A 25,823-nucleotide genomic window follows, 5' to 3' on the forward strand; every position below is an offset into this window, starting at 1 on the left:
GGTCAGGCAGTGGAACGCGCGTCCGCCGCGGGCACGGACGCCTCCGTCCCGCCGTCGTCCGCGACACCCGCCAGGTCACGGTGCCGGGTCTCCTCGGCGACGCCCACGGCGACCAGCGTCAGCACGGCCGCCGCGATCACGTACAGGGAGATCGGGGTGGAGGTGCCGTAGTCGGAGAGCAGCGCGGTCGCGATCAGCGGAGCGGGGGCTCCCGCGGCGACGGAGGCGAACTGGGCTCCGATCGAGGCACCGGAGTAGCGCATCCGCGTCGCGAACATCTCGGAGAAGAAGGCGGCTTGGGGCGCGTACATCGCACCGTGCAGGACGAGGCCGACGGTGACGGCGAGGACCAGGGCGCCGAATCCGCCGGTGTCGATGAGGGAGAAGAAGGGGAACATCCACAGGCCCACCCCGGCGGCGCCCAGCAGATAGACGGGCCTGCGGCCGATCCGGTCCGACAGCGCGCCCCAGGCGGGGATGACGGCGAAGTGCACGGCGGAGGCGATCAGTACCGCGTTGAGCGCGGTCTGCCGGGAGACGCCGGCCGACGTGGTGGCGTACACGAGGATGAAGGCGGTGATCACGTAGTAGCTGATGTTCTCCGCCATACGGGCGCCCATCGCGATCAGGACGTCACGCCAGTGGTGGCGCAGCACGGACACCAGCGGCAGCTTCTCCGTGGCGGCCTCCGGCGTCCGCCCGCGTGCCTCGGCCCGCGCCAACGCCTCCTGGAAAACAGGCGATTCGTCGACGGACAGACGAATCCACAGACCGACGACGACCAGTACGCCGGACAGCAGGAACGGGACGCGCCAGCCCCAGGAGACGAAGGCGTCGTCCGTGAGGGTGGCGGTGAGCAGCGAGAGCACACCGGTCGCGAGGAGTTGCCCCGCGGGCGCTCCGGTCTGCGGCCAGGAGGCCCAGAACCCGCGCCGCTTCGCGTCCCCGTGTTCGGACACGAGCAGGACGGCGCCGCCCCACTCGCCGCCCAGCGCGAATCCCTGCACGAGACGCAGCGCCGTCAGCAGGACGGGGGCCGCCGCGCCGACCGTCGCGTGCGTCGGCAGCAGACCGATCGCGAACGTCGCCCCGCCCATCAGCAACAGGCTGAGCACCAGCAGCTTCTTGCGGCCGAGCCGGTCCCCGTAGTGTCCGAAGACCAGCGCGCCGAGGGGCCGGGCCGCGAACCCGACCGCGTACGTGAGGAACGACAGCAGCGTGCCCACGAGCGGGTCGGAGCCGGGAAAGAAGAGCTTGTTGAAGACGAGCGCGGCCGCCGAGCCGTACAGGAAGAAGTCGTACCACTCGATGGTGGTGCCGATGAGGCTGGCGGCGACGATGCGCTTGAGGTTGGCGGGTGGTGGGGGAGCGGTTGCCGCGGAGGCCATGTGCGCCACTTCCTTGTGTGCCGTGGGGACGGGTGGGTGTGGGCACACCGTAGGAAGACGCACGTCAGGGGCACATGTGGCGGGGCAACATAGTTCGGCGGTCGGCTATGCGTGCGTCCACCATGCCGCTGCGCGGCCGCTCGGTTCAGGGGCTCGAAGGCGATCGAAACGAGTACAGTCCGGAACGTGTAGTTCGGGGTGATTCAGCGGTGTGGTGCTGACCCCCGTACTAGTTCGGTGCTGACTAAAAGCTCACGTCACCACCCGTGCCCATCCCTCCCGTGCTGACTACGCTCCTTTGAACTCGGACACCTTGGGGCCGATCGGCTCCGGGCCGTTGTCCGGTAGGTGACCTTCTAGACCCGCACGCTCAGCTCAGAGACTCCGGCTCGGAACCCGAATCCCATGGCCTGGCCCTTTTGCCATGGCCAAGTAGTCACGGGTCCGGTGTCGGTGGCTGCTTGCGCATCGCGATCCAGCGGTCGTCCTCACTCTGGCAACGCTGAAATGGCTCACTGGGCCCATTCCAATCAGACGCCCTTCGAATCGGCAATGACCTGCACGTTCATGCCGTGCTCCTTGTGTTTGACCGAGTAGAACGGGCGGTTGGCAGCGATCCGGTCGATGGGCAAGGGCGTCCCGTCCAGGATCACGTACGCCTTCTTCGGCGCAGTTGGTACGGCTTCGGCGAGGGCGGCGGGGAGGTTGACGGCCTCGGTGATGTATCGGTAGGCGGTGGTGGTGCCGATCCCGACTCCGGTCGCGAGCTGGGCGTGGGGCTGGCCGTTGCGCAGGTGGGCGAGGGTGAGCAGGGCTGCCTGTCGGCCTGCGTTCAGGCGCCGCCACAGGGTTCCGAGAGCGCGGCGGTGGTCTTTGAGGCGGGCGGCGGGGAAGCGCAGGGTCGAGCTGAACGCGTCGACGCCGGACGTATAGACAAGCATGCGAAGCCTCTGGTTGAGACGGTTCTCTTAGTCAAAACCCATCTACCAGGGGCTTCATCTGTCTGTCAGCCCAACCGCCCGCCTGGCAAGTGAGGTTGGATAGGGCTCACTGGCTGCGGCCCCGGTGACCGCTCCGACCACGCCGCCGTGGTCGGTTGGTTCGGATCGCGGTGCGTTGTGACCGCTTCGGTGACGTCGGCGGGGAGGGCTCGGCCAGGGGCGGTGAAGGGGGCATCGAGTCGGGCTGAGAGCAGCGGGCTGACAGCAGGGGCGGCGTGTGTCCCCAACTAGGCGACGAGCTCTCCGGACCGAGGGCAGAACCGGGTTGGTAAGACGGTGTTCGCCCTGGCGGGTCAGGCCGCAGGCGTGCGCGTCGTTGTCGCGGCGGAATGGGTCATGAGCCCACAGGGCCGAAAGACGATGCGGTCGACCGTGCGCCAGACCGAGACTTGCGGACCGGAACGATCCGGTGAGCAGCGTAGCCAACTTTGTTCGAACGCCATCGGCGCTCTTCACTCATTGTCATGATGCCGGTACGCTCTGATGGCTATGGTCAGTCAGGGGATACCACGCTTCATAACGGAAGCTCTCGACCGGGACGAGCTCCTCCTCTTCGTCGGTTCAGGGATCTCCCTGTCCTACGCCGGCAAGAAGGGCATGCTGGGAGGGCTGGAGGTAACGGAGCTCATTGCTGATCGGCTGCTTGAGCGGAAGCTGTCAAAAGATGAATCGCTGATGCAAGTCGCCCAGGAGACGGTCTGGCAGGACGCAGGTAGTCGACAGCGCCTTGAGGCAATCCTGACGGAGGCCTTCGCGGATCCGAACATCCAGCCCTTGCCTGCTCATCAAGCATTGGCCGCCATTGGCGCCACGATAATCACTACGAATTATGACACGCTCATTGAGCGTTCTTTCCAAACTTTCGGCAAGCGCCTGTCGGTGGCCTGGAAGGACGAGCATCTTTCGAGCGTCTCGGGCTCCCTGCTCATTAAAGTACATGGCACGGTTGATGCGCCGTCAAGTTGTGTCATAACCGAGGACGATTATTACCACTGGATGGATCGTGAGCCCGAGTTGCGTGAACTCGTCAGGGCTCTGCTCCTGACCAAGACGTTGTGCTTCATCGGGTACTCTCTGTCGGATCCGAATTTTCGGGCTATTCTGCGTATTTTGCGCTTCAAATTTGCCGCCATACGACGTCCTGGACTGGTCGTAATTCACAAGTCCGATCCAGCATCCTACGACCATCGATTCATTACTGAGAGCTTGGGGCTCCGAGTTCACCAAGCAGATGGCACCGAGTTCCTCCGCATGTTGGCTCGTCATGGGGACAGAACACCCTATGCGGATGTCCTGGCCTCGCAGGAGATACGTGACCGATATTTTGCCGAAGAGTTGAAGGACATCACCTTCCAAGACTTTGCGGCAGACATGATTGCTCAGCAGATTTCAAACGGGACAGCAGAAAAGTTGTCAATGAGCCCGGCCTTGCTTGTCAGGCTACGAAAAAGAAACGACCTGAGTACGTTACCCCAGACGTCTCCGCAAACCATCTCGAGTGATAGTTTCATCCGAGTTCCCGCAGGGCCGTTCATCGCGGGAGGGGAGCGCCATGGAAACGAACTCATAAGAATAGAGAGTATCGCCAAACCGTATTACATCGGTGAGCATGCTACTAGTAATGATGAGTATCGAAAATTTGCCCGATGGTGCGGAGGTGTGAATCACGATCGGACCTTTTGTCATCCCGGCGAACCGGCAGGCAAGGATCATCTTCCGCAGGCTGAGCCACATCCCCACGAAGTCCCTCCGGATTACTGGACCAGCTCATCCTGGGGAAACTATCCAGTGGTAAACGTGGATTGGTGGGACGCGTATGCCTTCTGTCGATGGGCGGGTGGTCGATTGCCGACGGAACTGGAATGGGAACGCGCGGCGCGGGGTGTCGACGGACGGCGTTATCCATGGGGTGACACATTCGACGCGGCTCACTGTAATACCGAGGAGCGAGGCGAACGTAAAACTCTTCCAGTCAACTCAATGCCCTTGGGCCGCAGTCCTGTCGGTGCCTACCATATGAGCGGCAACGTATGGGAATGGTGTGCCGATGAATACTTCTCGCCCCGTTTTCAATCTGCCTCTCGTATCGTCCGAGGTGGATCGTTCAGTAGGGGAGAGCATCGAGCACGTTGTGCTTTCCGAAATGGTCGATCCCCAGGAGACGCCTGGTGCAGCCGGGGATTTCGCATCGCGCGGGACGAATCATGACGTCACTAAAGGAGGCAGGCCCGTGCATCTGTTCAATGCTGATCGACTGCGGCTTCTGATCACCGATTCGTGCAATCTCAGCTGTTCTTACTGTCACAATGAGGGGCAGTTCGGGCGAGGCAGATTCATGTCGATGTCTTTCGTCGCCGAACTCGCAGCATGGTTGCAGGATAACTCGATTCGTGTAGACAATCTCATTCTGAGCGGAGGTGAGCCCTCACTGCATCCACAGCTCACAAAAATTGTTGAAACTCTGAATGGAACAGCGAAGAAAATTTCCATGGTCTCGAACGGCACCCGGCTGACTCCAGCGGTAATCGATTGTTTGACAGAAAGTGGACTCAGCTACATCAAGTTCGGCATCGACGCCGTAGATGCGCTTTCCACGAAGGGGCCGCTGGACCGTGCCTCACGCGCAGCTCAGCAGGACGTTCTTGCAAACGCTGCGTATGCGGCGACCGTCATGCCCGGATCGCATCTCAATTCAGTGGTCAGCGCCTTCAATTATCACAGGATTCGCAAGGTTGTCGAGTGGTGCGACCAGAACTCCATGGGGGTAAAGTTTCTCGAACTGATCGAAGTGCGTCCCGAAGTTCATGCCATTAAACCCTACGCAGATGATGCAGGGCACTCTTGGTTCGCGCGAATATATGAAGATGTGGGTGATCTGCTGACCGATGTCGCATACAATCCAGTAGTCATGAAGTTTTACGCCCGCTCTCCTGCGGGGCAACTCGTCCAGTTCAGTGAGAATTTCTGCTTGTACGGCGCTTGTAGTCGGCTGTGGACGCGCATCGATGCTCACGGAAATCTGGTTCCCTGCATTAATCGCCCGGTCACGCGCTCTTTCTCTCGCAGCGAGATCGGTTTGAATCAGTCCAGAGCCGTCAACCAGGAAATGAAAAACGTCTCGGCATGGCCCTGTGGTGCAATGGGGATAACAGAACAACGAATGGAACCAGATCGCACAGAGGTCGATATCGCATTGAGTGACGGGTCGGTTGTCTCTTTTCCACTCACGGGTAGGACAAGCTGTGTCGGTTGATGGTTCTGTGAAGACGACAGCATGGTCAGAGATGCGAGCCGAGGCTCGGTCACGTGTCGATCCAGCCCCTCTTGCCTCTCGCGGCTTCTATGCACTCGGAGTTGTGGGCCTTCCTGGTGCAGGGAAGTCAACGGTATTGGAAGCTCTCACGAAGTTAAGACCCGATCTGTCCTATGCCGGGACGCGTGCGTTCCATACATCCGGCTCGCGGATGGCTGACTACATCTATCGGCTTTTTGTGGAGGCCGATTCCCATGCAGCCCTCCCCTGTCAATTTGAGGCCCTGGTCGAGCGGACGCTCATGCAGTGGCCGGCTGACGGGACGACACTCGTCGATGAGCCTATCGAGGCGGTACTGGCGCACACGCGGGCTCTGTGGGCGTGTGATCTGCTGGGCGACACCGAAGTCTCGACATGGTTGACCGCATACGAGATTGCGTCCAGGACGCTACCAGCGGCACCTCTTCTGATCCTGCTCACCTGTGACAGGGAAGAACGCCAACGGCGCACGCGCCTACGCGGCCGCCTCCGTGACGCGAGCGTGGACGACCGATACCTGGGTGCGCTTGACGAAGCTCTCCACGAGATTTTGCAGACAGCCGAACACAGCGGTACTGCCACGTTCGAACTAGACACAACCGAAAGGTCACCTCACGCCTCCGCGGTGCACCTCCTCCGCCTTCTAGAACAAAGCCCATCCCATGTGGGTCCCTGAGGCCAGTGCACGTGACGAAAGTAATGTGGAGAGAGGGTGACCTGATCAATGCCGCGAGGTCGCGATCCGCGTGAGCGAGCTGGGATCATTCTCGTTCATGAAGGCCGCTTGGCCGTCATGCCGCCCGCGGGCAGTCTCGCCTTGGACACGGTCTGCTTCGAACTCCCTATCAGTGAGATCGGTGCCGGAGAGACACCGGCGGTAGCAGCGGCGAGTCGCCTGAGAGAGGACACCGGCCTCAACGTCGAGGTCTCGACACGCGACTGTGTCCGCCTTACCGGTGTCAGTCATACAGATTGGTACTTTCGTGCATCGCTCGTCTTCCCCTCGACCGCAGGGACAATCGGCACATCGATGCGCCTTGCAGGAAAACAGCTGATGTTCGTCGATTTTCCGTCTCTGGCAACAGGAACTCTGTTTCCGCCCAGTGTGGCCGAGATGGCGATGCATGCGCTGTCAACAGGAGAGTGGTGGGACGATCAGACCGAGCTTTCCGATCCCTGTGAGAAGCCACCAAGCAGGGTTCGGGCGGGGGCACTGGTCATCAACGCGAAGGGGCAAGTCCTTCTCATCGAGCGAAACGGTCCGGGACGTCGTTGGTATGAGATTCCGGGTGGAGGGATCGAGCCGGACGAACTGCCGGAAGTTGCCGCCGTACGCGAGCTCGCCGAAGAGACGGGCTTGGCCGTGGTAATTCGCCTCGGTCTGGCCACCATTCTTAAAGAGGGTAGACGCGAGCATTATTTTCTCGCAGATTTCCGCGATTCTGCTGCCGAACCGAGAGAGCTCGACCTGAGAGAAAATTCTAGACTGGTGTGGCTCGATGTTTCGGAGTTACCAAATCTGCCATTGTGGCCTAAACGGTTGGCTTGGCGGATTGCTCACTGGAAGAAGACGGAATGGCCCAAGATCCCAGTTGTGCTGAGCGATTCCATCCCAGACGCAGACCTCACGAAACCCTGCAATTGGTGAGCCGCCATCAGTGGCTGAAGTCCCGTGTCGCCGAAGGCTGATTGTGTCTTTTGGACCTTGGAGGATGCAGTCCGTTATGGCGAGGGGCACCATCCTGCCGGAGGGGTGGAGCACGGCGTCCACCCGACGCGACAGTCGACCTGCAGCCGTGCTGACCACCGCGGCCACGGCAAACACGCCGGAACAGGCATCTCGTTGAATTGACGAGCCGTCGTATGTAGTGCGTTGTGGTTGAGGGCACCCGGGGGTGGGCACGTAGATGCTTGTATCAAGCCGGGAGGGCGGCGCCATGGGTTCACTCTTGTTGAGCGTGACTGGGGTGCTCATCGCAGCCGGCGTGGCACTGCAGGTATGGGTGTCCGGCTCGGCCAGAGCCGACAGGCGGTACGCCCTCCAGTTGCCGGCCGTGCTCATGTACTCTCTGGCAAGCGCATTGTTTTTGTTCTCCATATTTCCGGACTCACTGTCGGAAGGGCGAGCCCTGGGGTTCGGGATCGGCGGAGCAGCCGGATTCTCGGCCTTTTTCATGCTCGCCTCCTTCTCCTGGCTTTCCCAAACGCGCCCGCGTGACCAGATGGCTGCGGAACTCAAAGCGACGTTAAAGGAGAACGCTCGCCTCAGAAGACAACTGAACGGCAGGGCGGTTGTGGCAGAGGCGCCCGTTCCTCTGGCCGGTACCAGTCGATACGAGGTTCAATTGCCGAGTGCCCGCCGGCATCACCTGGGAATGATCACGGGTAATCTGGCCAATGTCCTGGGTGTCGACGTGTGGGTGAATCCTGAGAACACCCGAATGGAAATGTCGCGTATCACGGAGCACACTGTCTCGGCGACTATCCGGTATCACGGGAGTCGACGGAACACGCTCGGCCACGTGGTGGACGACACCATCGCCCTCGAACTGGCGGGTCTCATGTCCGGCCAGACCCAAGTGGCGGCCGGACATGTGCTGGTCACGGGGGCCGGAGAGTTGTGTGCGAGTCACCAGGTACAGCGGATCGTCCACGTGGCGGCGGTGGAGGGTGAGCCTGCATCGGGCTTCCGCCAGGTCATGGACCTGGAACGGTGCGTGCGGAACATCCTGACCACCGTGGACCGCTTGAACAGTGAAGGCGACGTGCTCCGTTCTGTCGTGCTTCCGCTGCTTGGCACGGGAGGTGGCAACAGTGACTTACGGGCGACGGTCGCTTCTCTGGTGGCGTCAGCCGTCGCCTACTTCGAGGCACACCGTGGCTCGGATATCCGAACCGTCTATTTGTTGGCGTACACCGATGTCCAGGCGGCTGTCTGCCGTGAGGTGCTGGAACTGCGATTGGAATCCATCGATCCGACCGGTGGGTAGTCGGCAACCCGAGCCGTACGACCGGGTTCCAACGACCACAAGTGAGCAAGGGGAGTCTCACGGGGGACGGCAGCTCCCGCGTAGGGGAACGGGAACGGCGGCGAACGGAGTTGCGGCCCATCGCGATCGTCGCCAACCATGACGCCGGTGACCGGGCGATCCCCTAATGCGAGTTGAAGCTTACGACCAGGCCCACACGCAAGGAGTTCACCACCGGGCTCCAGACTGAAGAACCGGCTTGCGAGGCGCCGACCTAGGACCATGTAGGACACGGTCTAAGGCGATCGAAATGAACGCCGTCCGGGACGGGTGGTTCGGGGGTGGTTCATCGGTGCGGTGCCGACTCCAGGCGCGTACAGCGGAAAGAATTTCCGGGAACCGTTGGGCGGTCCCACCTCGTGGCCCTCGGTGAGCGCCACATGCCGCTGTCCTGTACCCGCAATCCCGAGACCCGCATGCTGTGGCCGGGCATGCGAGAAGCAGGGCCCGTCCGCATGTGGCCGCGCCACACGCCTCCAACTCCTCACGTCCCTGCGAGCGACACACGACACGCCCCTCCGACGGCCGACGGCCGTCGCCCGCGGAGGCTCGCGCCTGTCCCCCATGAGGTGGACCCGCAGGCCGAAGGGCTCCTCACCCCCGAGGCCGGGGACGAGGAGCCCTTCGGCTCCGCTCGGACGGACAGACGGCCGGTGCCACGCGGCGGCCGGTGCGGCGGTCGATGCCGCCGCCGGTCAGATCCTGTCGGCCGGTACGAGCTCCGAAACGGCGTCGGCCCTGGGGGTGTTCGCGGCGCGCGGGGGCAGGGAGTCGCCCTCGATGTCCATGTTCGGCACGGCGCGGTCCAGCCACTTGGGCAGGGCCCAGGCGTGACGGCCGAGCAGGCTCAGCACCGCGGGGACGATCGTGAGGCGGACCACGAAGGCGTCGATGAGGACGCCGATGGTCAGGGCGAAACCGATCGTCTTGACGGTCGGGTCGTGGTTGAAGATGAAGCCGCCGAAGACGGCCGCCATGATGAGGGCCGCCGCGGTGACGACCCGCCCGCTGCGTTCCACGCCGTGCTCGACCGCGGCCCGCGCGTCCCGGTGGTGGTGGAAGTGTTCGCGCATCCGGCTGACCAGGAACACCTCGTAGTCCATCGCGAGGCCGAACAGGACGCCGATCAGCAGGACCGGAACGAAGCACGCGATCGGGGCCGCCGCCGCGACCTGGAACAGTCCGGTGAGGTGACCGTCCTGGAAGACCCACACGACCGCGCCGATGGCGGCCGCGATGGACAGCAGGAAACCCAGAACGGCCTTGAGGGGTACCAGGATCGAGCGGAAGGCCAGCATCAGCAGGAGCAGCGCGAGCACCACGATGATCGTGACGAACAGCGGCACGGCCGAGGACAGCTTCGCCGACACATCGATACCGGCGGCGGTCGCACCGGCGACGTAGGCCGTACCGCCCGCGTCGGTCACCGGCGTCACCGCGCGGTCGCGCAGCCGGTGCACCAGGTCGGTGGTCCGCTGATCGTCGGGGCCGGTCTTCGGCACGACGCCGAGCACGGTGATCGCGCCGTCCTCCGTGGCCCTGGGCGGTGCCACCGTCGCGATGTCCGGGTCCTTGCCCACGGCGTCGGCGACCCCCTCGACGGCCGACTCGCGCCGCGCGGCGGGTATGCGCGTGCTGTCCACGACGACCACGAGGGTCGCGTTGAAGCCCGGACCGAACCCCTTGGTGAGGAGTTCGTAGCTCTTGTGCTGGGTGCTCGCGGCGGGCTGGGTCTCGTTGCTCGGCAGGCCGAGGCGCAGTCCGGTGGCGGGCAGGGCGAGGGCGAGCAGTCCGAGGACGCTCACGACCAGGACGGGAACGGGGAAGCGGGTCATGAGGCGGCCCCAGGCCAGACCCCAGGATCCCGGTCGGCGCTCGCGGCCGGGCGTCCCGGCCCGCGCGGGACTCGCCCCCGGCCGTGCGCTCTTGGGGCGCAGCCGCTCGCCGAGGCAGCCCAGCAGGGCGGGTACGAGGGTGAGGGCCACCAGTACCGCGAGCAGTACGGTTCCGGCGGCGGCCAGGCCCATCACGGTGAGGAACGGGATGCCGGCGGCGGAGAGCGCGGCGAGCGCGATGATGACGGTCACGCCCGCGAAGGTCACGGCGCTGCCCGCCGTCGCGGTGGCGCGCGCGATCGAGTCGGGCAGGTCCTGCGCCGGGTCGGCGAGCTGCTCGCGGTGGCGGGAGACGATGAACAGCGCGTAGTCGATGCCGACGGCCAGGCCGATCATCAGCGCGAGGACGGTCGCGGTGTTCGTCATGTCGATGAAGCGGGACAGGAACTGGACGGTCATCACGCCGACCCCGACGCCGACGAGGGCCGTCATCAGGGGCAGGCCCGCCGCCAGGAGCGAGCTGAGCGCGAGCGCGAGCACCACGAAGGCCACGACCACGCCCACGACCTCGGCGGGGCCGCCGACCTCGGCGGGCGGGGTGGACACGGTACCGCCCAGTTCGACGTCGAGGCCGGCCTTCCTCGCCGGGTCCAGAGCGGCATCGAGCCGGTCCTTGGCGGACTGCGGCACGAGGTCGGCGGGCTTGCCGAACAGCGCGTCGGCGTAGCCGATGGTGCCGTCCCTCGACACCGCGCCGGTCTTCGCCGGGCCTGACACGTTGATGACCCCCGGCACCGCGGCGACCGCCGTGAGGGTCGCGTCGACGGCGCGCCGCTGCTTCTCGCCGGTGAGACTCGCGCCCTCAGGCGCGGCGAACACGATGCGGGCCGTGCCGCCGGCGGCTTGCGGGAACTTGGCCTTCAGCAGGTCCTGGGCCTGCTGGGACTCGACGCCCGGCACCGAGAACTCCGTCGTCACCTTTCCGCCGAGGGCGGTGCCCAGACCGGCGGCCACCGCGAGGAGCAGCACCCACACCGCGAGCACCCGGCCCCGGCGGCGTGCCGCCCAACGTCCCAGCGCGTACAAGCGTTTCGCCACGGCAGGTCTCTTTCGTTTCGGGGTTCGACAGTCGCCGTACCTGGTGGTCCGGCAGAATTTTTACAGCGTAATGCATTTTTACTGCACGATGTAAAAATGCAGTCCGAAGCTATGCTGGACGGCATGGACAGGGTTGCGACGGAGGACGGCCTGCGTGAACGCGGCAAGGCCAAGCGGCGGGCCGCGATCACGCGCGCGGCCTTCGAACTCTTCGCCGCGCAGGGCTACGACGCCACGACGATCGCGGAGATCGCCGCGGCGGCCGAGGTGTCCCCGCGCACGGTGACGCTGTACTTCCGCACCAAGCAGGACATCGCCTTCGCGGCCTTCGACGCCACGGTGCTCCAGCTGACCGAGATGCTGCGCGGCCGTGCCCCGGGGGAGAGCGTCATGCAGGCACTGGAGGGCTGGTTGCGCGCGGAGATGGCCTGCCACGACGAGAACGACGAGCTCGAAATGCGCATGTTCGAGGCCAACCCGGAACTGCGGGCGGTACGCACCGCGCGGATGGCGGCGGCCATCGAGGAGGGCGCCCGCATCATCGCCGAGGACACCGGCCAGGCCCCGGACGGGATCGCCCCCCGCCTCGCCGCGGCCGCCGCCGCGGCCGTGGTCACCGAGATCTTCCAGTACCCCGAGGGACCCGAGCGCGACCAGGCCGTCGGGACGGCCATGACCTTCCTCACCGCGGGCATCGAGGCGGTGGCCGCGAGCGCACGTCGATGATCCTGGGCGCCGGACAAACCGGCGACCGGTCGCGCGGGCCCCAGGCGCGATCCGTGCGGCGCCGACGACGCCCGTGCCGCGCCCTCCCACGGCTCCAGGTGAGGGCTGAACGGGGTGTCCTGTCCCGCCCGATCCGGTGACCGCGTGGGTGCGCGGCTCTGGTGCACGGGCCGGGTGCGGGAGCGTGGAGGGCCCGGGGCGCGACCACGCCCTCGGAGACCTACGTGAGGAATCCCCATGCCGATCACGAAGTCGATGGCCGCCGTGTCCGCGGCGGCGCTCATGCTGGCGGGTGTGGCGGGAGCCGGAGTGGCGCGGGCGTCCGCCCCGACGGCCGTCGGCACCGCGCGTCCGTCCGCGTGCCGTCCGGCGAACCACACGGCCAGGATCGCTCCGGCCCGCGCGTCTTCGGGGCACCGCCACTACCGAGTCACGCTGACCGCGGCGCCGGGGTACGAACCGTGCCGGCCGGCCGGTTCGCCCACCGACGTTCGGTTCTACCGCCACGGCTCCCCTGACGCGGTCTCGGCAGGCCGATACGGCCCCCAGCACGTGGTGGCGACCTTCGGTCCGGGACACCCGGTGCACTTCGACATCCAGGTGCCCGACGGGGCCGATGGCGTCCCGGCCGACGAGGTGTCCTTCACGCTCAGGACCCCGGACGGGGTGATCCCCGGTGACTCCAGCGCATACGGCCACCTCTCCGTCGCGCCCGGAACCGTCGTCGGCCCGGTCCGGCCCGGGGCCTGACCGTCGTACAGCCCGGCACGCCATCCTCTGTCGTGTGCGTGTCCGGGCCGTGCCATGATCGCCGGTCATGGGGAGACACAGGGTGGGGAAGGCGGCCGTGGTCCTGGCCGTGACCATGGCGGGCGTGAGCGGGTGCGGCGGCTCGGACGGCGGGGACGCGGCGAAGCCGGCGGCGGCATCGGTGGCGCCGGTGGCGAAGGTGAGGCGGGTGCCCCTGGGAACGGCGACCAAGAGGTTCCGGGCCGCGGTGGACAAGTTCGACCGGGACGGCGGCTGCGTCTACCAGGAGCCCGGGATGTGCTGGGATCAGATGAAGGCGCTCATGGAGTCCGCGCGGACCTTGCGCACGGCGATGCGCCGGACCGAGGTCAGGGGTCCGGAGTTCTGGTCGGGGGCGTACGTCCTGATCGACAGGATGGAGAAGGGCATCGCGGTGGGGAAGGACCAGGGGGCCACGGCGGACGGTACGAACCGGGACGTGGTCCTCGACTCCGCCCACGATCTGTCGTGGTGGCTGGAGGACCACCCCGTCTATTAGAGACATGTGCCGGAGTGCCGAACAGTCGGAGTGCCGAACAGCCGGCCTGCCGGACTGCTCCTAGCACTGTGCCGTGTGCCGCCAGAACTCTCGCATCAGCGGTGTCGGAGTCGGGCCGGTCATCGCCGTCTGGGTCAGCAGGACGGTGACCGTGCCCGTCGGGGGGACGACGTGGGCCGTCGTACCGGTGCCGCCCACCCAGCCGTAGCGGCCGGGGACGTTCCAGGGATCGACGGGGGTGACGTCGACCTGGCCCCCGTAGCCCCAGCCCTGGCCCTCCAGGAACAGGGTCGAGGCGTCGCGCTGGGCGGCGGTGAGGTGGTTGGTGGTCATGCGGCTCACGGAGGTGGGGGAGAGGACGCGGGTGCCGTCCGGGGCCGTGCCGTCGTCGGCGAGCATCCGGAAGAAGGCGAGGAGGTCGTCGGCGGTCGAGACCAGGCCGCCGCCGCCCGACGGGAAGCGCGGCAGGCTGCTGTACGCGCCGTCCGGGGCGTCCGTCAGGCGCAGGGTGCCGTCCGCGGCGGGAGCGTAGGAGGAGGTGAAGCGGTGCTGTTTCGAGGCGGGCACCTCGAACGCGGTGTCCCGCATGCCCAGCGGCTCGAAGACCCGCTCCGCCAGGAAATCGGGGAAGGTACGGCCCGACACCCGGGAGACCAGGATGCCCTGCAGGGCGGACGATGTGCCGTACAGCCAGGCCTCACCCGGCTGGTGCAGCATCGGTACCTGGGCGAGCAGGCCCAGCCAGGTGTCCGGTTCGGGCCACTCCTGGAAGGAGCGGCTGTGATCCTGCACCGCGAACAGGGCCCGCGCGGCCGGCAGGGAGAAGTCCGAGGGCAGGCCCCAGCCGGTCCGGAAGCTCAGCAGGTCCTCGACCGTGAGGGGACGGTCCGCCGGGACCACGTCCTCGACGGGCGAGGAGGGCGTGCGGACCACCGTCGGCTTCGCCAGCTCCGGCAGCCATTTCTCCACCGGGGTGTCCAGTGCCAACCGCCCGTCCTCCACCAGCGTCAGGACCGCCGCCGCCGTGACCGGCTTGCTGACCGAGGCGATCCGGAAGATCGAGTCGCGGGCCATCGGTGTGGTGCCTTCGATGTCGACGGAGCCGACGGCGGCCACCTCGACGTCGTCGCCACGGGCCACCAGGCTCACCGCCCCCGGCACGGTGCCGTCGTCGACGCGTCGTCGCAGGGTGTCGTGGAGAGAGCTCATCGGTCGGCCTTCCGGTCCGGGGAGTCGTGGTCGAACACGTCGGATACGACTCTCCTCCCCTCGCGAACTCATCGCTCCCCGGCACCGAATCGCCGAGGGGGCGGGGACCGGCATCCCGACCCGCGGGATCCCGTGCGGATCACGCGGGGCCGGGAGCCGCGGTGGCCGGTCGCGCCGACACGGAGACCGCCGCAGCCGATGAGCGGGGGAGCGGGACAGCGGCTCGGACGGATCGGTCTCGAGTATGACGGCGGGGACCTCGCCATCGCGCTTTCCACCCTGCTTCCTGACGCGTACCGCAGCCGTACCGCCTCGGTTTCGCGGAGACGCTGTTCGACCGAGCCGGGCCGGAGAAGAGCGGCCGTACGAAGCTGCTGACCGCCTGTTGGCTCCGAAAAAGTCCTTTGCGAGGCTGAACTCGCCCCGCCTACCGTTCGATTCGGTGTCACAGCGGAGCCGCGACAGGGCGGGTTCCGAGGCACGAGGGAGCGATCGTCGTGGGTGTCTTCGTCCGGATCAGGGGATGGTTGGAGTGCGACCACCGGCAGCTGGCCCAGGTCAAGGAGATCGTCGCCGCCGAGAACCCGGATCGGACGTACAGCGGAGGCTGGGGCTTTCCGGCGCGGCAGTACAACTGGACCAGCTGGGTCTTCTTCGGCGCCGACATGCGCGAGCAGGCCGTCGACTGCTTTCTGGAACAACTGCGGCTCGTGGCAGCGATTCCAGCCTCCGACGACGACAACGACCTGGTCATCGGGCTCTTCCTCGTCAGCCACGAGATCACGGGCATGAGTGAGTGGCAGGTCCGCGATGGGGCCGTGGTGATCGGAAGCGTGAACGGGGAGTACCAGTACCTCGGCGAGTAGCGCCGCCGACCTGCGGCCGACAGGGCGAACTTGGACAACGCCGACCGGCTCCGCCGTGCCTTCCATGCCGATGCCGATGCCGATGCCGATGCCGGCGCATGCGGTGCTCCCGGCCAGGACCACGGGTGGTGCCGTGGTGGGCTACTCGGGGCGCCGGGTGTGTGAGCCACGCGCCGTGGTGCCGCCGTGGCCGCTGGACGGCCGTGGACCCGCGGGTCCTTGGGCGCTCCAACTGGCGAGCAGCTTCCACGCGTCCTGGGAGGGCTGGTCCTGGGCCGGCAGATACAGGAACAGGGTCTGGTCGGAGTCGCCCGGCATGGTGAACGCCTGGTAGTCGACGGTGAGGTCGCCGACGATGGGGTGGTGGTGGCGTTTGTGCCCGTGGGTGCGGTCGAAGACTTTGTGGTCGGCCCACCAATGGCGGAAGTGGTTGCTCTTCATGGCCAGTTCGCCCACCAGCTCGGCGGTGCGGGTGTCGTCCGGGTGGCGGCCGGCGTCGAGTCGCAGGACGGCGGTCATCTCCGCGGCGACCTGTTCCCAGTCCGGGTAGAGGGAGCGAGCCGCCTCGTCCAGCAGTACCCAGCGGGTGAGGTTGCGCTCCCGTGCCGGCATCGCGTCGAAGTCGGTGATCAGGGCGCGGGCGAGATGGTTGGTGGCGAGCACGTCGGTGCGACGCCCGAGGATGAAGGCGGCCTGGTCGGTGAAGGAGTCCAGGATGCGCCGGACCACGGGCCGCACGCGTTGCACGGTCGGTGCGGAACGGCGGGCCGCGCCGGGCTTGGGCCCCGCGAGGTCGTACAGGTGGGCGCGCTCGGCCGCGTCCAGCCGCAGCGCGGCGGCCACGGCCTCCAGTACCCCCGTCGAGGGGCTGATCTGCCGCCCCTGTTCGAGGCGGGTGTAGTAGTCGGTGCTCACGCCGGCCAGCTGGGCGACCTCCTCGCGGCGCAGTCCCGGCACCCGCCGATAGGCGCCCCGCTCGGGAAGCCCCACCGACTCGGGGGTGATGCGGGCGCGACTACGGCGCAGGAATTCGCTGAGCTCGACGTTTCTCGCCATGCCTCCATTCTCGCCCGCGGCGCCGGTCGACGGCTCGGGGAAGGGGGGTCGCCGAGTCCTACGCAGACGCTTCCCCGGCAGGTCAGGGCGGGGAAGCGGCGTCCGCGGGGTGCCGGTCGCGTGGTGTTCTGGATTGCGGAGGCCCACCGGACAGGCACCGGATCCCGCGACCGGAACGGACTTCGCTCTCCCCCTTCCGCCCAGCCACGGCTGGCAACCGCCCAAAGAAAGTGAGAACCGACATGGCCAGGATCCTGATGGTGCTGTCGGGCGTCGACCACTGGACGCTGACCGACGGCAGCAAGCACCCCAGCGGCTACTGGGCCGAGGAATTCGTGGTCCCGCACCGCATCTTCGGTCAGGCCGGGTTCACCGTGGACATCGCCGCCCCCACCGGCGGAAAGCCGGCCGCCGATCCCGTGAGCCTGCGGCCCGAGGTCGCCGGCCCCGAGGCCGACGAGTTCGCCGCCTACATCGACGCGGCCGCCGAAGTGCTCGCCGATCCGCTGGCGCTCTCGGACGTCGACACGGCCCGGTACGACGCGATCTTCCTGCCCGGGGGCCACGGTCCCATGGAGGACCTTGCCCACGATCCCGACCTCGGGCGCATCCTCGTCGAGGCCGACGCCGCCAGGACGATCATCGCCCCGGTGTGCCACGGCCCGGCCGCGCTGCTGTCGGCGAACCTGCCGGGCGGACACTGGCTGTTCGCCGGACGTGCACTGACCGTGTTCACCGACGAGGAGGAGCGGCTGAACGGCACCGCCGACCGGGCGCCGTGGCTCGTCGAGACCGTACTCGCGGCCCGTGGCGCGGTCGTCCGGTCCGCGAACGCCTGGGAAGCGCACGTCGTCGTGGACGGAAACCTGTACTCCGGGCAGAACCCAGCCTCCAGCAAGCCACTGGCCGAACGGCTCGTCGCCGCGCTGACCGGTCGCTGAACCGGGAATCTGCGGTCGGCACGGAATCCGCACGGACACCTGAGTCCGCACGGACACCCGGGTCCGCATGGACAGCCGAGCCCGCACGGACACCCAGGTCCCCTGTCCACACGGACCACATCGCACAGCACGTGGCGCGTGCTTCACCACACCTACCGCGCACGCCTCACCACCCGCACGTCACCACTCTCTGGTTAGGAAATCATCAGATTGACCACCACGACTGTCGCGTATGCCGCGCACACTCCGAAGGCTCCGCTGGAGCGCACCACCATCGAGCGCCGTGACGTCGGCGAGTTCGACGTCCTGATCGACATCCGATTCGCGGGTATCTGCCACTCCGACATCCACCAGGTCGACGAGGGCTGGGACGAAGGGATCTTCCCGATGGTCCCGGGTCACGAGATCGCGGGCATCGTCTCCGCGGTCGGGACGGGCGTCACCAAGTTCCGTGCCGGGGACCGCGTCGGAGTCGGCTGCATGGTCGACTCCTGCCGCACCTGCGACAACTGCAGGGCGGGCGACGAGCAGTACTGCACCGGCAGCGGCATGGTCGGCACCTACAACGACACCGGCCGGGACGGACTGCCCACCCACGGCGGTTACTCGCAGACCATCGTGGTCGACGAGAACTACGTGGTCCGCATCCCGGAGGGGCTGTCCTTGGACGTCGCCGCCCCGCTGCTGTGCGCGGGCATCACCGTCTACGCCCCGCTCCGGCACTGGGGCGCCGGCCCCGGGAAGAAGGTGGCGGTCCTCGGCCTGGGCGGCCTCGGCCACATGGCGGTCAAGATCGCCCACGCGCTCGGGGCCGAGGTCACCGTCCTCTCCCAGTCCCTGCGGAAGAAGGACGACGGCCTGAAGCTGGGCGCCGACCACTATCACGCGACCAGCGACCCGCGGACCTTCGAGGAGCTGGACGGCACCTTCGACGTCATCCTCTCGACCGTCTCGGCCCCCCTCGACTTCGGCGCGTACCTGTCCCTGCTGAAGACCGACGGCGCCCTCGTGAACGTCGGACTGCCCGAGGAACCGGTCTCCGTGGACCTCTTCGGCATCGTCACCGGCCGCAAGGCCATCGCCGGCTCCTTGATCGGTGGCATCGCGGAGACGCAGGAGATGCTCGACTTCTGCGCCGGGCACGGGCTCGGCGCGGAGATCGAGGTGATCCGGGCCGACCAGGTCAACGAGGCGTACCAGCGGGTACTCAAGAGCGACGTCAGGTACCGGTTCGTGATCGACACGGCCACGATCTGACGGACGGATGTGGCCGCCCCTGACGGCGGCCACTCAGGGGGGCAGGACCTGAGGGCGCCCGCCCACGGCGCGGGGCTTTCGTGAGTGTCCGCTCCCGTCCGGCGGGGTGGCGGTCGCGGGTCCGATTTCTGGTCGGACGGGACGCTGAACGGATTATCACCGAGAACGCGGACGGAATCATGAGGCCCTTTCGGCATGCTGATCATCAAAGCAGCTTCTCGGAAGTCTCGGGTGTTGTCCTGTGAAAGTAAGAAATCTCTGCACCGTGGCCGGCGATTCCGGTGAGGGCAGCACAAAACTTCTCCAGGACGGAGAACAGCCCCCGTGAGGCTGCCGGTCAGGGCAGCGACCCGTGTGGGTGCCACCGAGGTCCGCGAGGGGCGGGATCTTTGCGTATGACAAGGTCGGGATCGTTTCTCTTGTCAAGAGAGGGGAGAGGCGCTTTCGTATTCTCACTCGTTTGCCTCGCATCCGGGGGAGGCGGTCGGCGTTAAGTGAATATGACCCAAGCACATATCCCAGGGCTCGCGCTTCGCGGCGGGGCAGCGCAGGGCCGGTTCGTGGACCGTGCCGTGACATTCGGCCGACACGCCCCCACATTCTTCGCTTCCTGCTTATCACCTGATACCCGGAGCGCCGCACGCGGGGGTGGCACACAGGTCCCCCCTGTTTCCGCCGCGTCACCGTCGGGCGAATTCCCGGAGTCGCCGGCCGTCCGCGAGGAACCAGGCCCGCTGCGGACCGGCCGAGGACGTCACGGCTGTCACGCGGCCCTGAGCGGGCGGGGGCGGGACGTCCGTGAATGACGACTATCCGGATCTCTCCGCCGCTCGCCACGAACAGCCTCCCGGGCATCCCGGCGGCACGGGTGGCGGTCGGTACGGCGGTCCCGCCGACGCCCTCCACGAACCGGGCTGGGACCCGGTCGAGGAGCTCACCTACCTCCTGCAGGACGCGGTCGCCGCGGAGCAGGCGGCCACCGTGCCGGCACCCCGCGGCGAGCCCACGCGCCACGACGACCTCCCCGGTGAGCCGATGGACACTCCGGAGGAGTGGGCGGCGGAACGGCGGTCCGTCCGGCCTTCGACGACGGGGCATCGGAAGGTGCGGGTCCGCAGGTCCCGGTTCAGCTGGCTGACGACCGTGAGTTTCGTGATCGCCGCGCTGGCCGCCGTCATCGTGTCGATGGTGAGTGTCTTCGGCGGCATGGTGGCCTACGCGCCACTGCGGCGCATCGCGTCCGGTACGCGGAGCGGCCTGGGTCCCTGGTGGCCCCTGCTCGTCTACGGTCCCTGGATGGTGGCGTCGCTCTCGGTCCTGCGCGCCGCACTGCACCGACGCCGCGCCGTGCACTCGTGGTACGTCGTCGTGCTGTTCTCCTTCGTCGCGGTGATGTTCTGTGTGATCGACGCGCACAAGTCCGTCACCGGTGTGGCCGCGGCCGTCGTACCGGCGCTCGCGTCCCTCACCTGCTTCCAGCAACTGGTCCGGCAGATCACCCTGACCAGGCCACCGCGGCAGCGCACGTCCCGCTCGTGGCCGAGCGCGCGTCCGGCGTCACCAGGACGCGTGGAGGACGAGAACGGTTGAGGCGCCACGGAATCGCGTCGTACCTGAGCCGTCGTGACCTGACGCGGGGACGACAACCGCCCCGCGCCCGTGACGCGCTCGTTCAGGACGACTCGCGCAGGATCAGCCGGCACGGCACCGTCCGCACCCCGCCGACCGTCCCACCGTCTATCGCCTCCAGCAGGCGCAGGGCCGCGACGCGGCCGATCTCCGTGAGGTTCACGTCGATCGTGGTCAGGGGCGGGCGGGACGCGAGGTCCATGGTGTCCCGGTTGTCGTAGCCGACGACGGCGATGTCCTGCGGCACCCGGCGACCCTCCTCGCGCAGGGTGTCCGCGACGCCCCGGGCGATCTGGTCGTTGCCGCAGAAGAACGCGCCGGTGTCGGGCGCGGCGCGCAGCACCGCCGGCTCTCGGGGCGCATCCGTCCGTTGCCGCTGAGCGCTTTGGAGGCAGTGCCCACACTGACACCTGCCCGGGCCGCGACGTCGGACAGGGTGGGACGGCCCGCGTCGCCGGTCAGCGGCGCACCCGGTGACGCAGGTGAAGCACCCGGTCGCCCTGGATCACCACGTCGGGATCCTCCAACAGGTGCTGCGCGTGGACCGACCCGAAGCAGCGCTTGCCGGACCCGAACACGACGGGTACGACGTCCATGCGCACCTCGTCGATCAGGCCCGCGGCAAGCACCTGGCCGCCGACGTCGCCGGCGGCGACCTCGACCACGCGGTCACCGGCGAGCTCCTGCGCCCTGGCCACGGCCGACCCGACGCCGTCGACGAAGTGGAACGGCGCCCCGGGGTCCCAGCCCTCGGGCATCGGCCGGTGCGACACGACGACCACGTGGTCGATCCCGCCCGGAGGCTTCCCGTCCCAGCCGTCCGTCAGGTCGAAGACGTGGCGGCCCACGATCGTGACCCCGATCTCGTCCCAGTACGGCCGGACGTAGTCGTAGGACGTCTGCGACACCTTCAGCACGCCGCTCTCGTCCAACGGGACGTCACCGCTGGACAACCAGTCGAACAGCGGCCCGGGCTGGTCGTTGTCGTCCGCGATGAAGCCGTCCACCGACACCGAGCTGTACAGGACCACCTTGCCCACGGGGCTCTCCTCTGCTCTGGGGTGCCCCAAAGTAGCGTGTCGTGGGCCGCCGCTGGCGCGGACGGGGGACGCCGTCGTGGCTCCCGGCGGAGCCGTCCCGAGGGGCGTTGCCCGAGCGGCGACGGGGACATCGCGATGGCGGGCAAGCGCGCTCGGGCGGCGGATGTCCCGGATTCCGTGGGTGGCCCGTCGAACGCGGGCGGGACCGTGCGGACTTCGGCGCGCTCCGCTCTCGCACGGCAGTACGATCAACCTTCGACGGGCCCGCGAGACCGCGTCGGATACGTCCGCCGCGAGCTCGATGATCCGCGGTCCGCTCCAGGGGTGTGGCGGGCGCGGGCCTGTTCCCCGTACCCGGCGTCGAGGCGCAGCAACCGCGTTGCGAGCATCTCGACGGACGACCGCTCCGCGGAACGCGGCGGCCGTACGCAGGGAATCCCGAGGGTGACGTCCACGCTGTACCGAGCTGTTTGCATGAAGAGAGGAAGAACCGATCCGATGACCAGTGAGGACGGCGTGACCGAGAAGTCGGCCCCCACACGTGTGATCGCCGGCCGCTACTCCCTGCTGTCACGCCTTGGCGCGGGGGGTATGGGCACCGTGTGGCGTGCTCAGGACGAGGTGCTGCACCGCGAGGTCGCGATCAAGGAGGTCCGTCCGCCCGTCGGGCTCAGCGAGGCCGCCGTCGAGCGGATGTACACGCGTCTGGAGCGCGAGGCGTGGGCGGCCGCACGGGTGTCGCACCCGAACGTGGTGACCGTCTACGACGTGGCGATGGAAGAGGGCCGCCCGTGGATCGTCATGGAGCTGGTACGGGGACAGTCCCTCGCCGACCTGCTCGACGCCGAGGGCACGCTCACCGCACAGCGCGCCGCGTCCATCGGCGGTGAGGTGCTCGCCGCGCTCCGGGCCGCCCACGAGGCGGGCGTCCTCCACCGCGACGTCAAGCCGGCCAACGTGCTGATGGCCAAGGACGGCCGGGTGATCCTCACCGATTTCGGAATCGCCGTGGTCGAGGGCAACACGGCGCTGACCATGACCGGTGAAGTCGTCGGATCGCCCGAATTCCTCGCGCCCGAGCGCGCCCTGGGCAAGAACCCCGGGCTGGCGTCGGACCTGTGGTCGCTCGGTGTCCTGCTCTACGCGGCCGTCGAAGGAATCTCCCCCTTCCGCCAGAACACGCCCCTGAGCACGCTCCGGGCCATCGTGGACACGGAGTTGCCCCCCACCCGGCGCGCCGGCGCCCTGGCCCCGGTCATCGAAGGGCTGCTGCGCAAGGATCCGGACGAACGCCTCGGCGCCGAACAGGCGGCCCAGGACCTCCGGGTGGTCGGCGAGGGCGGCACGCTCGCGACGGAGACCGCGCGCGAGGCCACGTACTCGCCGACCGTGGTGACGGAGACCGAGGAGCAGCAGCAGACGACACGGCTGTCCATGGCCCGGACCGAGAGGCGGGACACGGCACCGCCGTCCACCACGCGGGCCGAGGCCGCGGCCGGCCCCGCAGCGCAGCCCCAAGCGCACCAGGACGCCACGGAGGTCTCCGCGCAGCCGTCCGCCGGACACTCCGCGGCGCCCGCGCATCCCGCGCCGACCCCTCCCGAGCCGATCGGTCCCGTCGTCGGGGAGACAGCCGCGCGGAGTCCTTCCCGGCCGGTCTCGCGCCGCGGTGTCGCCCTCGTGGCGGCGGGTGCGGCTCTCTGCGCCGTGGCCCTCGCGGGCACGGGCTACGCCCTGTTCGGCGGAGACGACGACGGCGGGAAGAAGGGAAGCACGGCCGGCGCCACCGCGAGCCCCGGTTCGGCCTCGGCGGACACCAAGGGCGGCTCGCAGGGGGCCGAGGAGGCCGCCGCCCCCGGCGCGGGGGACGACTCGTCCACCTCCGAGGGGGTGCGCATGAAGGTGACGGGTTCCCGGACGACGTACGCGGGGGAGTGCCCGCCTCCGGACGGGGAGGCGCCCACCTTCACGGCGACGTTCACCGTCGACCGGCTCCCGGCACAGTTCTCCTACCGGTGGGTTTCCAAGGACGGCTCGGTCACCGACGACGCGTGGAGAACGTTGTCGTTCCCCAACGGCGGCAGTCTCACCAAGCAGGTCTCGGTCAGCCTGACCACGTGGGCGAAGGCCGGGACGTTCAGCAGCGAGATCGGCGTGGAGCTCAACGCTCCTCTCCGGGGCAGGTCCAACACGGTGCCCCTGTCGCTGACGTGCGAGACGGGATGACGCCGGACAGCTCGTCCGGCCGCTGAGGGACGGACGTCGTGACCGCATCCCGGTCACGACGTCCGCAGTTCCGGCGGAGATCGGGACGGCGGGACCCAGGACGCGGACCCGTCGGCGTCCTCGCCGGGCGGTCCCGCCGCTGGCGCGGGCGCGTCAGTCCGGCGCCGTACGGACGGCCGGCGAGCCGGCGGAGCCGTCGGCCCGCCCGGGCGGGGAGAGATCGGGGCCGAGGCAGCGGGCGAGGGCCACCCGGGACCGTACGCCGAGGTGGGTGAAGATGTTGCGCAGGTGGTACTCGACGGTCCGGGTGCTGATCGACAGCTGACGGGCCACCTCACGATTGGTGGCACCGAGGGCCACCGACCGCGCGATCCGCAGCTGTTGCGGGGTGAGCAGCGTCAGCGGTGCCGCTCCGGACGCGATGGAGGGCGCGGCGACGGGCGTCTCCCCGGCCGCACCGAGTTCGGCGTCGGCCCGCGCGGTCCACACGTCGGCCCCGCACTGGTCGAACCCCATGACGGCACGGCGCAGTTGGACGCGCGCCTCGACGGGACGGCGTCGGCGCCGCAGCCACATCCCGTACGCGAGGTGGGTCCGGGCGTGCTCGTAGGGACTGTCGACACTCGCGTGCCGCGCCAGAGCCGCGCTGAAGAGGGTCTCCCTGCGCTCGTCGCCCGCCACCAGGGCCCGGCAGCGCAGGACGACCGCCGGGGCCTGCGGATCCGCGCCCAGCGAGGCCCACCGGGCGTAGCGGTCGATGAGGAGTTCCACGTCGGTGCCGGTGCCGGTGCCGAGGTCGTGGCCGGACAGGACCGCGGCCTCGACGTAGCAGGGGACCGCCATCATCCACAGTCCGAAGTGGCCCTGACGCGGCCCCTCCTGGACGAGCGGGGCCAGCCGCGCGGCGGCGTGCTCCGCATGGCCGTGCCCCAGGTCCGCGCGGGCCCGGGCCCATTCGGCGAGCGTCCTCGCCTGGCTGAGGCCGTGGGCGTGGGCGATCCGCAGCGCCGACCGCGCGTGCGTCGCGACCGTGGCCGGGTCGCCCGCGATGGAGGCGGCCAGGGCGAGGACCGCGGACAGGCCGGCCGTCACATTGCGTTGCGCCCGGCCGGCGGCGGCCTCCAGACCGGCTTCCGCGTGGACCCGGGCCTGGTGGTATCTCCCCTCCCGCAGCTCGGCGTAGGCGAGATGTTCCAGAACGCGGGGAAGCAGCATCGGTGTCGTCTCGCTGCGGGCGGTGGCCAGGGCGAGGCCGAGGACCTGCCGCGCGGCCCCGAGGTCGCCCAGCATGAGGGCGATCGTGCCCGCGGACAGGAGCCGCGAGGTCTCCTGCCGCGCCGTCAGTACGTCCAGCACGGGGCGGAGCAGCGTGGCGGCGCGTTCGAAGTCGCCGCGCAGGACGCCGCGCATGCCGTCACGGTAGCCGCGCCAGAAGGTCTCGACGGGATCGTGGTCCGCGCGGGATGCCCCGTCGCGGGGAAGGTCTTCGGGGCACAGCGTGTCGAGGGCGGCGAGGCAGCCGTCACGGTCACCTCCCGACCAGGCCGCCAGAACGGCGTGGACGCCCGCCTCGCGCGAGCGGTCCGCGTCGGTCGTCCGGAGCGAACCGGCGGCGAGCAGCAGGAGGTTGTGGGCGTCGGAGACGGGACCGTCCCGCGACAGGCGAATCCCGAGCGTCATCTCCTCGTGCGCGAGCGGGAGTTGCTCCGCCCGCGCAGCGGGAGCGTCCGGTCGGCCGGAGTCCGTACCCGTCGCCTCTTGTCCCACGCGCACCACCGTTCTCTGTGGTCCTGCTGTGCCGAGAGTAGCGAGCGGCCCACCGGCGGGGGCGCGGTTGCGCGGCATTGGCAACCGCCCGTCTCCCGGGGGCGCGCCGGTGGCCGACCGGTGATTCCACCGATACGTGCGGGGCGTGACGCTTCCTACGGTGCAGGTGCGCTCG

At 68.2% G+C, this 25,823-nt stretch carries 20 protein-coding genes and 1 pseudogene; 13 read left to right on the forward strand and 8 right to left on the reverse strand.

The annotated features are described in order from the left end of the window. Window positions 1-2: 2 nt before the first annotated feature. Window positions 3-1,388, reverse strand: coding sequence for an MFS transporter (locus OG776_RS36135; RefSeq protein WP_148012782.1), 1,386 nt, complete (start codon window positions 1,386-1,388; stop codon window positions 3-5). Window positions 1,389-1,924: 536 nt separating this feature from the next. Beyond that, window positions 1,925-2,329, reverse strand: a pseudogene (locus OG776_RS36140) (transposase family protein); the annotation flags it as partial. A gap of 543 nt (window positions 2,330-2,872) precedes the next feature. Between OG776_RS36140 and OG776_RS36145 the strand changes: the two are divergent. From OG776_RS36145 to OG776_RS36160, 5 genes are all read left to right on the forward strand, one after another. Then, window positions 2,873-4,597: an SUMF1/EgtB/PvdO family nonheme iron enzyme gene (locus tag OG776_RS36145; RefSeq protein WP_329326589.1), complete on the forward strand. Its 1,725-nt coding sequence runs from the start codon at window positions 2,873-2,875 to the stop codon at window positions 4,595-4,597. Window positions 4,598-4,619: 22 nt separating this feature from the next. Beyond that, window positions 4,620-5,642 (forward strand): radical SAM protein, encoded by a 1,023-nt coding sequence (locus tag OG776_RS36150; RefSeq protein ID WP_329323182.1) that lies wholly within the window; start codon window positions 4,620-4,622, stop codon window positions 5,640-5,642. Between the two features lie 31 nt (window positions 5,643-5,673). After that, window positions 5,674-6,357, forward strand: a complete 684-nt coding sequence (locus tag OG776_RS42535; RefSeq protein ID WP_443077390.1) for a deoxynucleoside kinase — start codon at window positions 5,674-5,676, stop codon at window positions 6,355-6,357. Window positions 6,358-6,474: 117 nt separating this feature from the next. Further along, window positions 6,475-7,329, forward strand: a complete 855-nt coding sequence (locus tag OG776_RS36155) for an NUDIX hydrolase (RefSeq protein ID WP_329323802.1) — start codon at window positions 6,475-6,477, stop codon at window positions 7,327-7,329. 319 nt (window positions 7,330-7,648) lie between these two features. Further along, window positions 7,649-8,671: a macro domain-containing protein gene (locus OG776_RS36160; protein ID WP_329323183.1), complete on the forward strand. Its 1,023-nt coding sequence runs from the start codon at window positions 7,649-7,651 to the stop codon at window positions 8,669-8,671. Between the two features lie 734 nt (window positions 8,672-9,405). Here the strand turns inward: OG776_RS36160 and OG776_RS36165 are convergent. Further along, entirely contained in the window at window positions 9,406-11,643 is a 2,238-nt protein-coding gene (locus OG776_RS36165) for an MMPL family transporter (RefSeq protein ID WP_329323184.1), read from the reverse strand. A 96-nt stretch (window positions 11,644-11,739) separates the two neighbouring features. On the opposite strand from OG776_RS36165, the gene OG776_RS36170 reads away from it, so the two are divergent. From OG776_RS36170 to OG776_RS36180, 3 genes are all read left to right on the forward strand, one after another. Beyond that, window positions 11,740-12,369, forward strand: a complete 630-nt coding sequence (locus tag OG776_RS36170; protein WP_261994370.1) for a TetR/AcrR family transcriptional regulator — start codon at window positions 11,740-11,742, stop codon at window positions 12,367-12,369. A gap of 237 nt (window positions 12,370-12,606) precedes the next feature. Continuing rightward, a complete protein-coding gene (locus tag OG776_RS36175; protein WP_148007306.1) occupies window positions 12,607-13,119 on the forward strand; it encodes a hypothetical protein in 513 nt (170 codons plus the stop codon). A 67-nt stretch (window positions 13,120-13,186) separates the two neighbouring features. After that, window positions 13,187-13,657: a hypothetical protein gene (locus tag OG776_RS36180; protein ID WP_148007305.1), complete on the forward strand. Its 471-nt coding sequence runs from the start codon at window positions 13,187-13,189 to the stop codon at window positions 13,655-13,657. Window positions 13,658-13,717: 60 nt separating this feature from the next. Here OG776_RS36180 and OG776_RS36185 read toward each other — a convergent pair whose 3' ends face one another. After that, window positions 13,718-14,866, reverse strand: a complete 1,149-nt coding sequence (locus tag OG776_RS36185; RefSeq protein ID WP_329323186.1) for a serine hydrolase domain-containing protein — start codon at window positions 14,864-14,866, stop codon at window positions 13,718-13,720. Between the two features lie 497 nt (window positions 14,867-15,363). On the opposite strand from OG776_RS36185, the gene OG776_RS36190 reads away from it, so the two are divergent. Further along, window positions 15,364-15,732 (forward strand): hypothetical protein, encoded by a 369-nt coding sequence (locus OG776_RS36190; RefSeq protein WP_329323187.1) that lies wholly within the window; start codon window positions 15,364-15,366, stop codon window positions 15,730-15,732. Window positions 15,733-15,873: 141 nt separating this feature from the next. Here OG776_RS36190 and OG776_RS36195 read toward each other — a convergent pair whose 3' ends face one another. Beyond that, entirely contained in the window at window positions 15,874-16,788 is a 915-nt protein-coding gene (locus OG776_RS36195) for a helix-turn-helix transcriptional regulator (protein ID WP_329323188.1), read from the reverse strand. A 242-nt stretch (window positions 16,789-17,030) separates the two neighbouring features. Here OG776_RS36195 and OG776_RS36200 point away from each other — a divergent pair, with 242 nt between their 5' ends. From OG776_RS36200 to OG776_RS36210, 3 genes are all read left to right on the forward strand, one after another. After that, window positions 17,031-17,729, forward strand: coding sequence for a type 1 glutamine amidotransferase domain-containing protein (locus OG776_RS36200; protein WP_329323189.1), 699 nt, complete (start codon window positions 17,031-17,033; stop codon window positions 17,727-17,729). Window positions 17,730-17,939: 210 nt separating this feature from the next. Then, entirely contained in the window at window positions 17,940-18,986 is a 1,047-nt protein-coding gene (locus OG776_RS36205; RefSeq protein ID WP_148007300.1) for an NAD(P)-dependent alcohol dehydrogenase, read from the forward strand. A gap of 798 nt (window positions 18,987-19,784) precedes the next feature. Beyond that, on the forward strand, window positions 19,785-20,576 hold the full coding sequence (locus OG776_RS36210) for a DUF2637 domain-containing protein (RefSeq protein ID WP_148007299.1): 792 nt from the start codon (window positions 19,785-19,787) through the stop codon (window positions 20,574-20,576). 82 nt (window positions 20,577-20,658) lie between these two features. Here the strand turns inward: OG776_RS36210 and OG776_RS36215 are convergent, their stop codons facing one another. Both OG776_RS36215 and OG776_RS36220 read right to left on the reverse strand, forming a co-directional pair. Beyond that, on the reverse strand, window positions 20,659-20,958 hold the full coding sequence (locus tag OG776_RS36215) for a substrate-binding domain-containing protein (RefSeq protein WP_261994369.1): 300 nt from the start codon (window positions 20,956-20,958) through the stop codon (window positions 20,659-20,661). A gap of 115 nt (window positions 20,959-21,073) precedes the next feature. Next, window positions 21,074-21,655, reverse strand: a complete 582-nt coding sequence (locus OG776_RS36220) for a dihydrofolate reductase family protein (RefSeq protein ID WP_148007298.1) — start codon at window positions 21,653-21,655, stop codon at window positions 21,074-21,076. Window positions 21,656-22,153: 498 nt separating this feature from the next. On the opposite strand from OG776_RS36220, the gene OG776_RS36225 reads away from it, so the two are divergent. Continuing rightward, a complete protein-coding gene (locus OG776_RS36225; RefSeq protein WP_329323190.1) occupies window positions 22,154-23,881 on the forward strand; it encodes a serine/threonine-protein kinase in 1,728 nt (575 codons plus the stop codon). A 153-nt stretch (window positions 23,882-24,034) separates the two neighbouring features. Here the strand turns inward: OG776_RS36225 and OG776_RS36230 are convergent, their stop codons facing one another. Beyond that, window positions 24,035-25,648, reverse strand: coding sequence for a LuxR family transcriptional regulator (locus OG776_RS36230; protein WP_261994368.1), 1,614 nt, complete (start codon window positions 25,646-25,648; stop codon window positions 24,035-24,037). Between the last annotated feature and the right edge of the window lie 175 nt (window positions 25,649-25,823).

Origin of the sequence: Streptomyces sp. NBC_01689 (genome assembly GCF_036250675.1) — a bacterium.
Classification (GTDB): Bacteria; Actinomycetota; Actinomycetes; order Streptomycetales; family Streptomycetaceae; genus Streptomyces.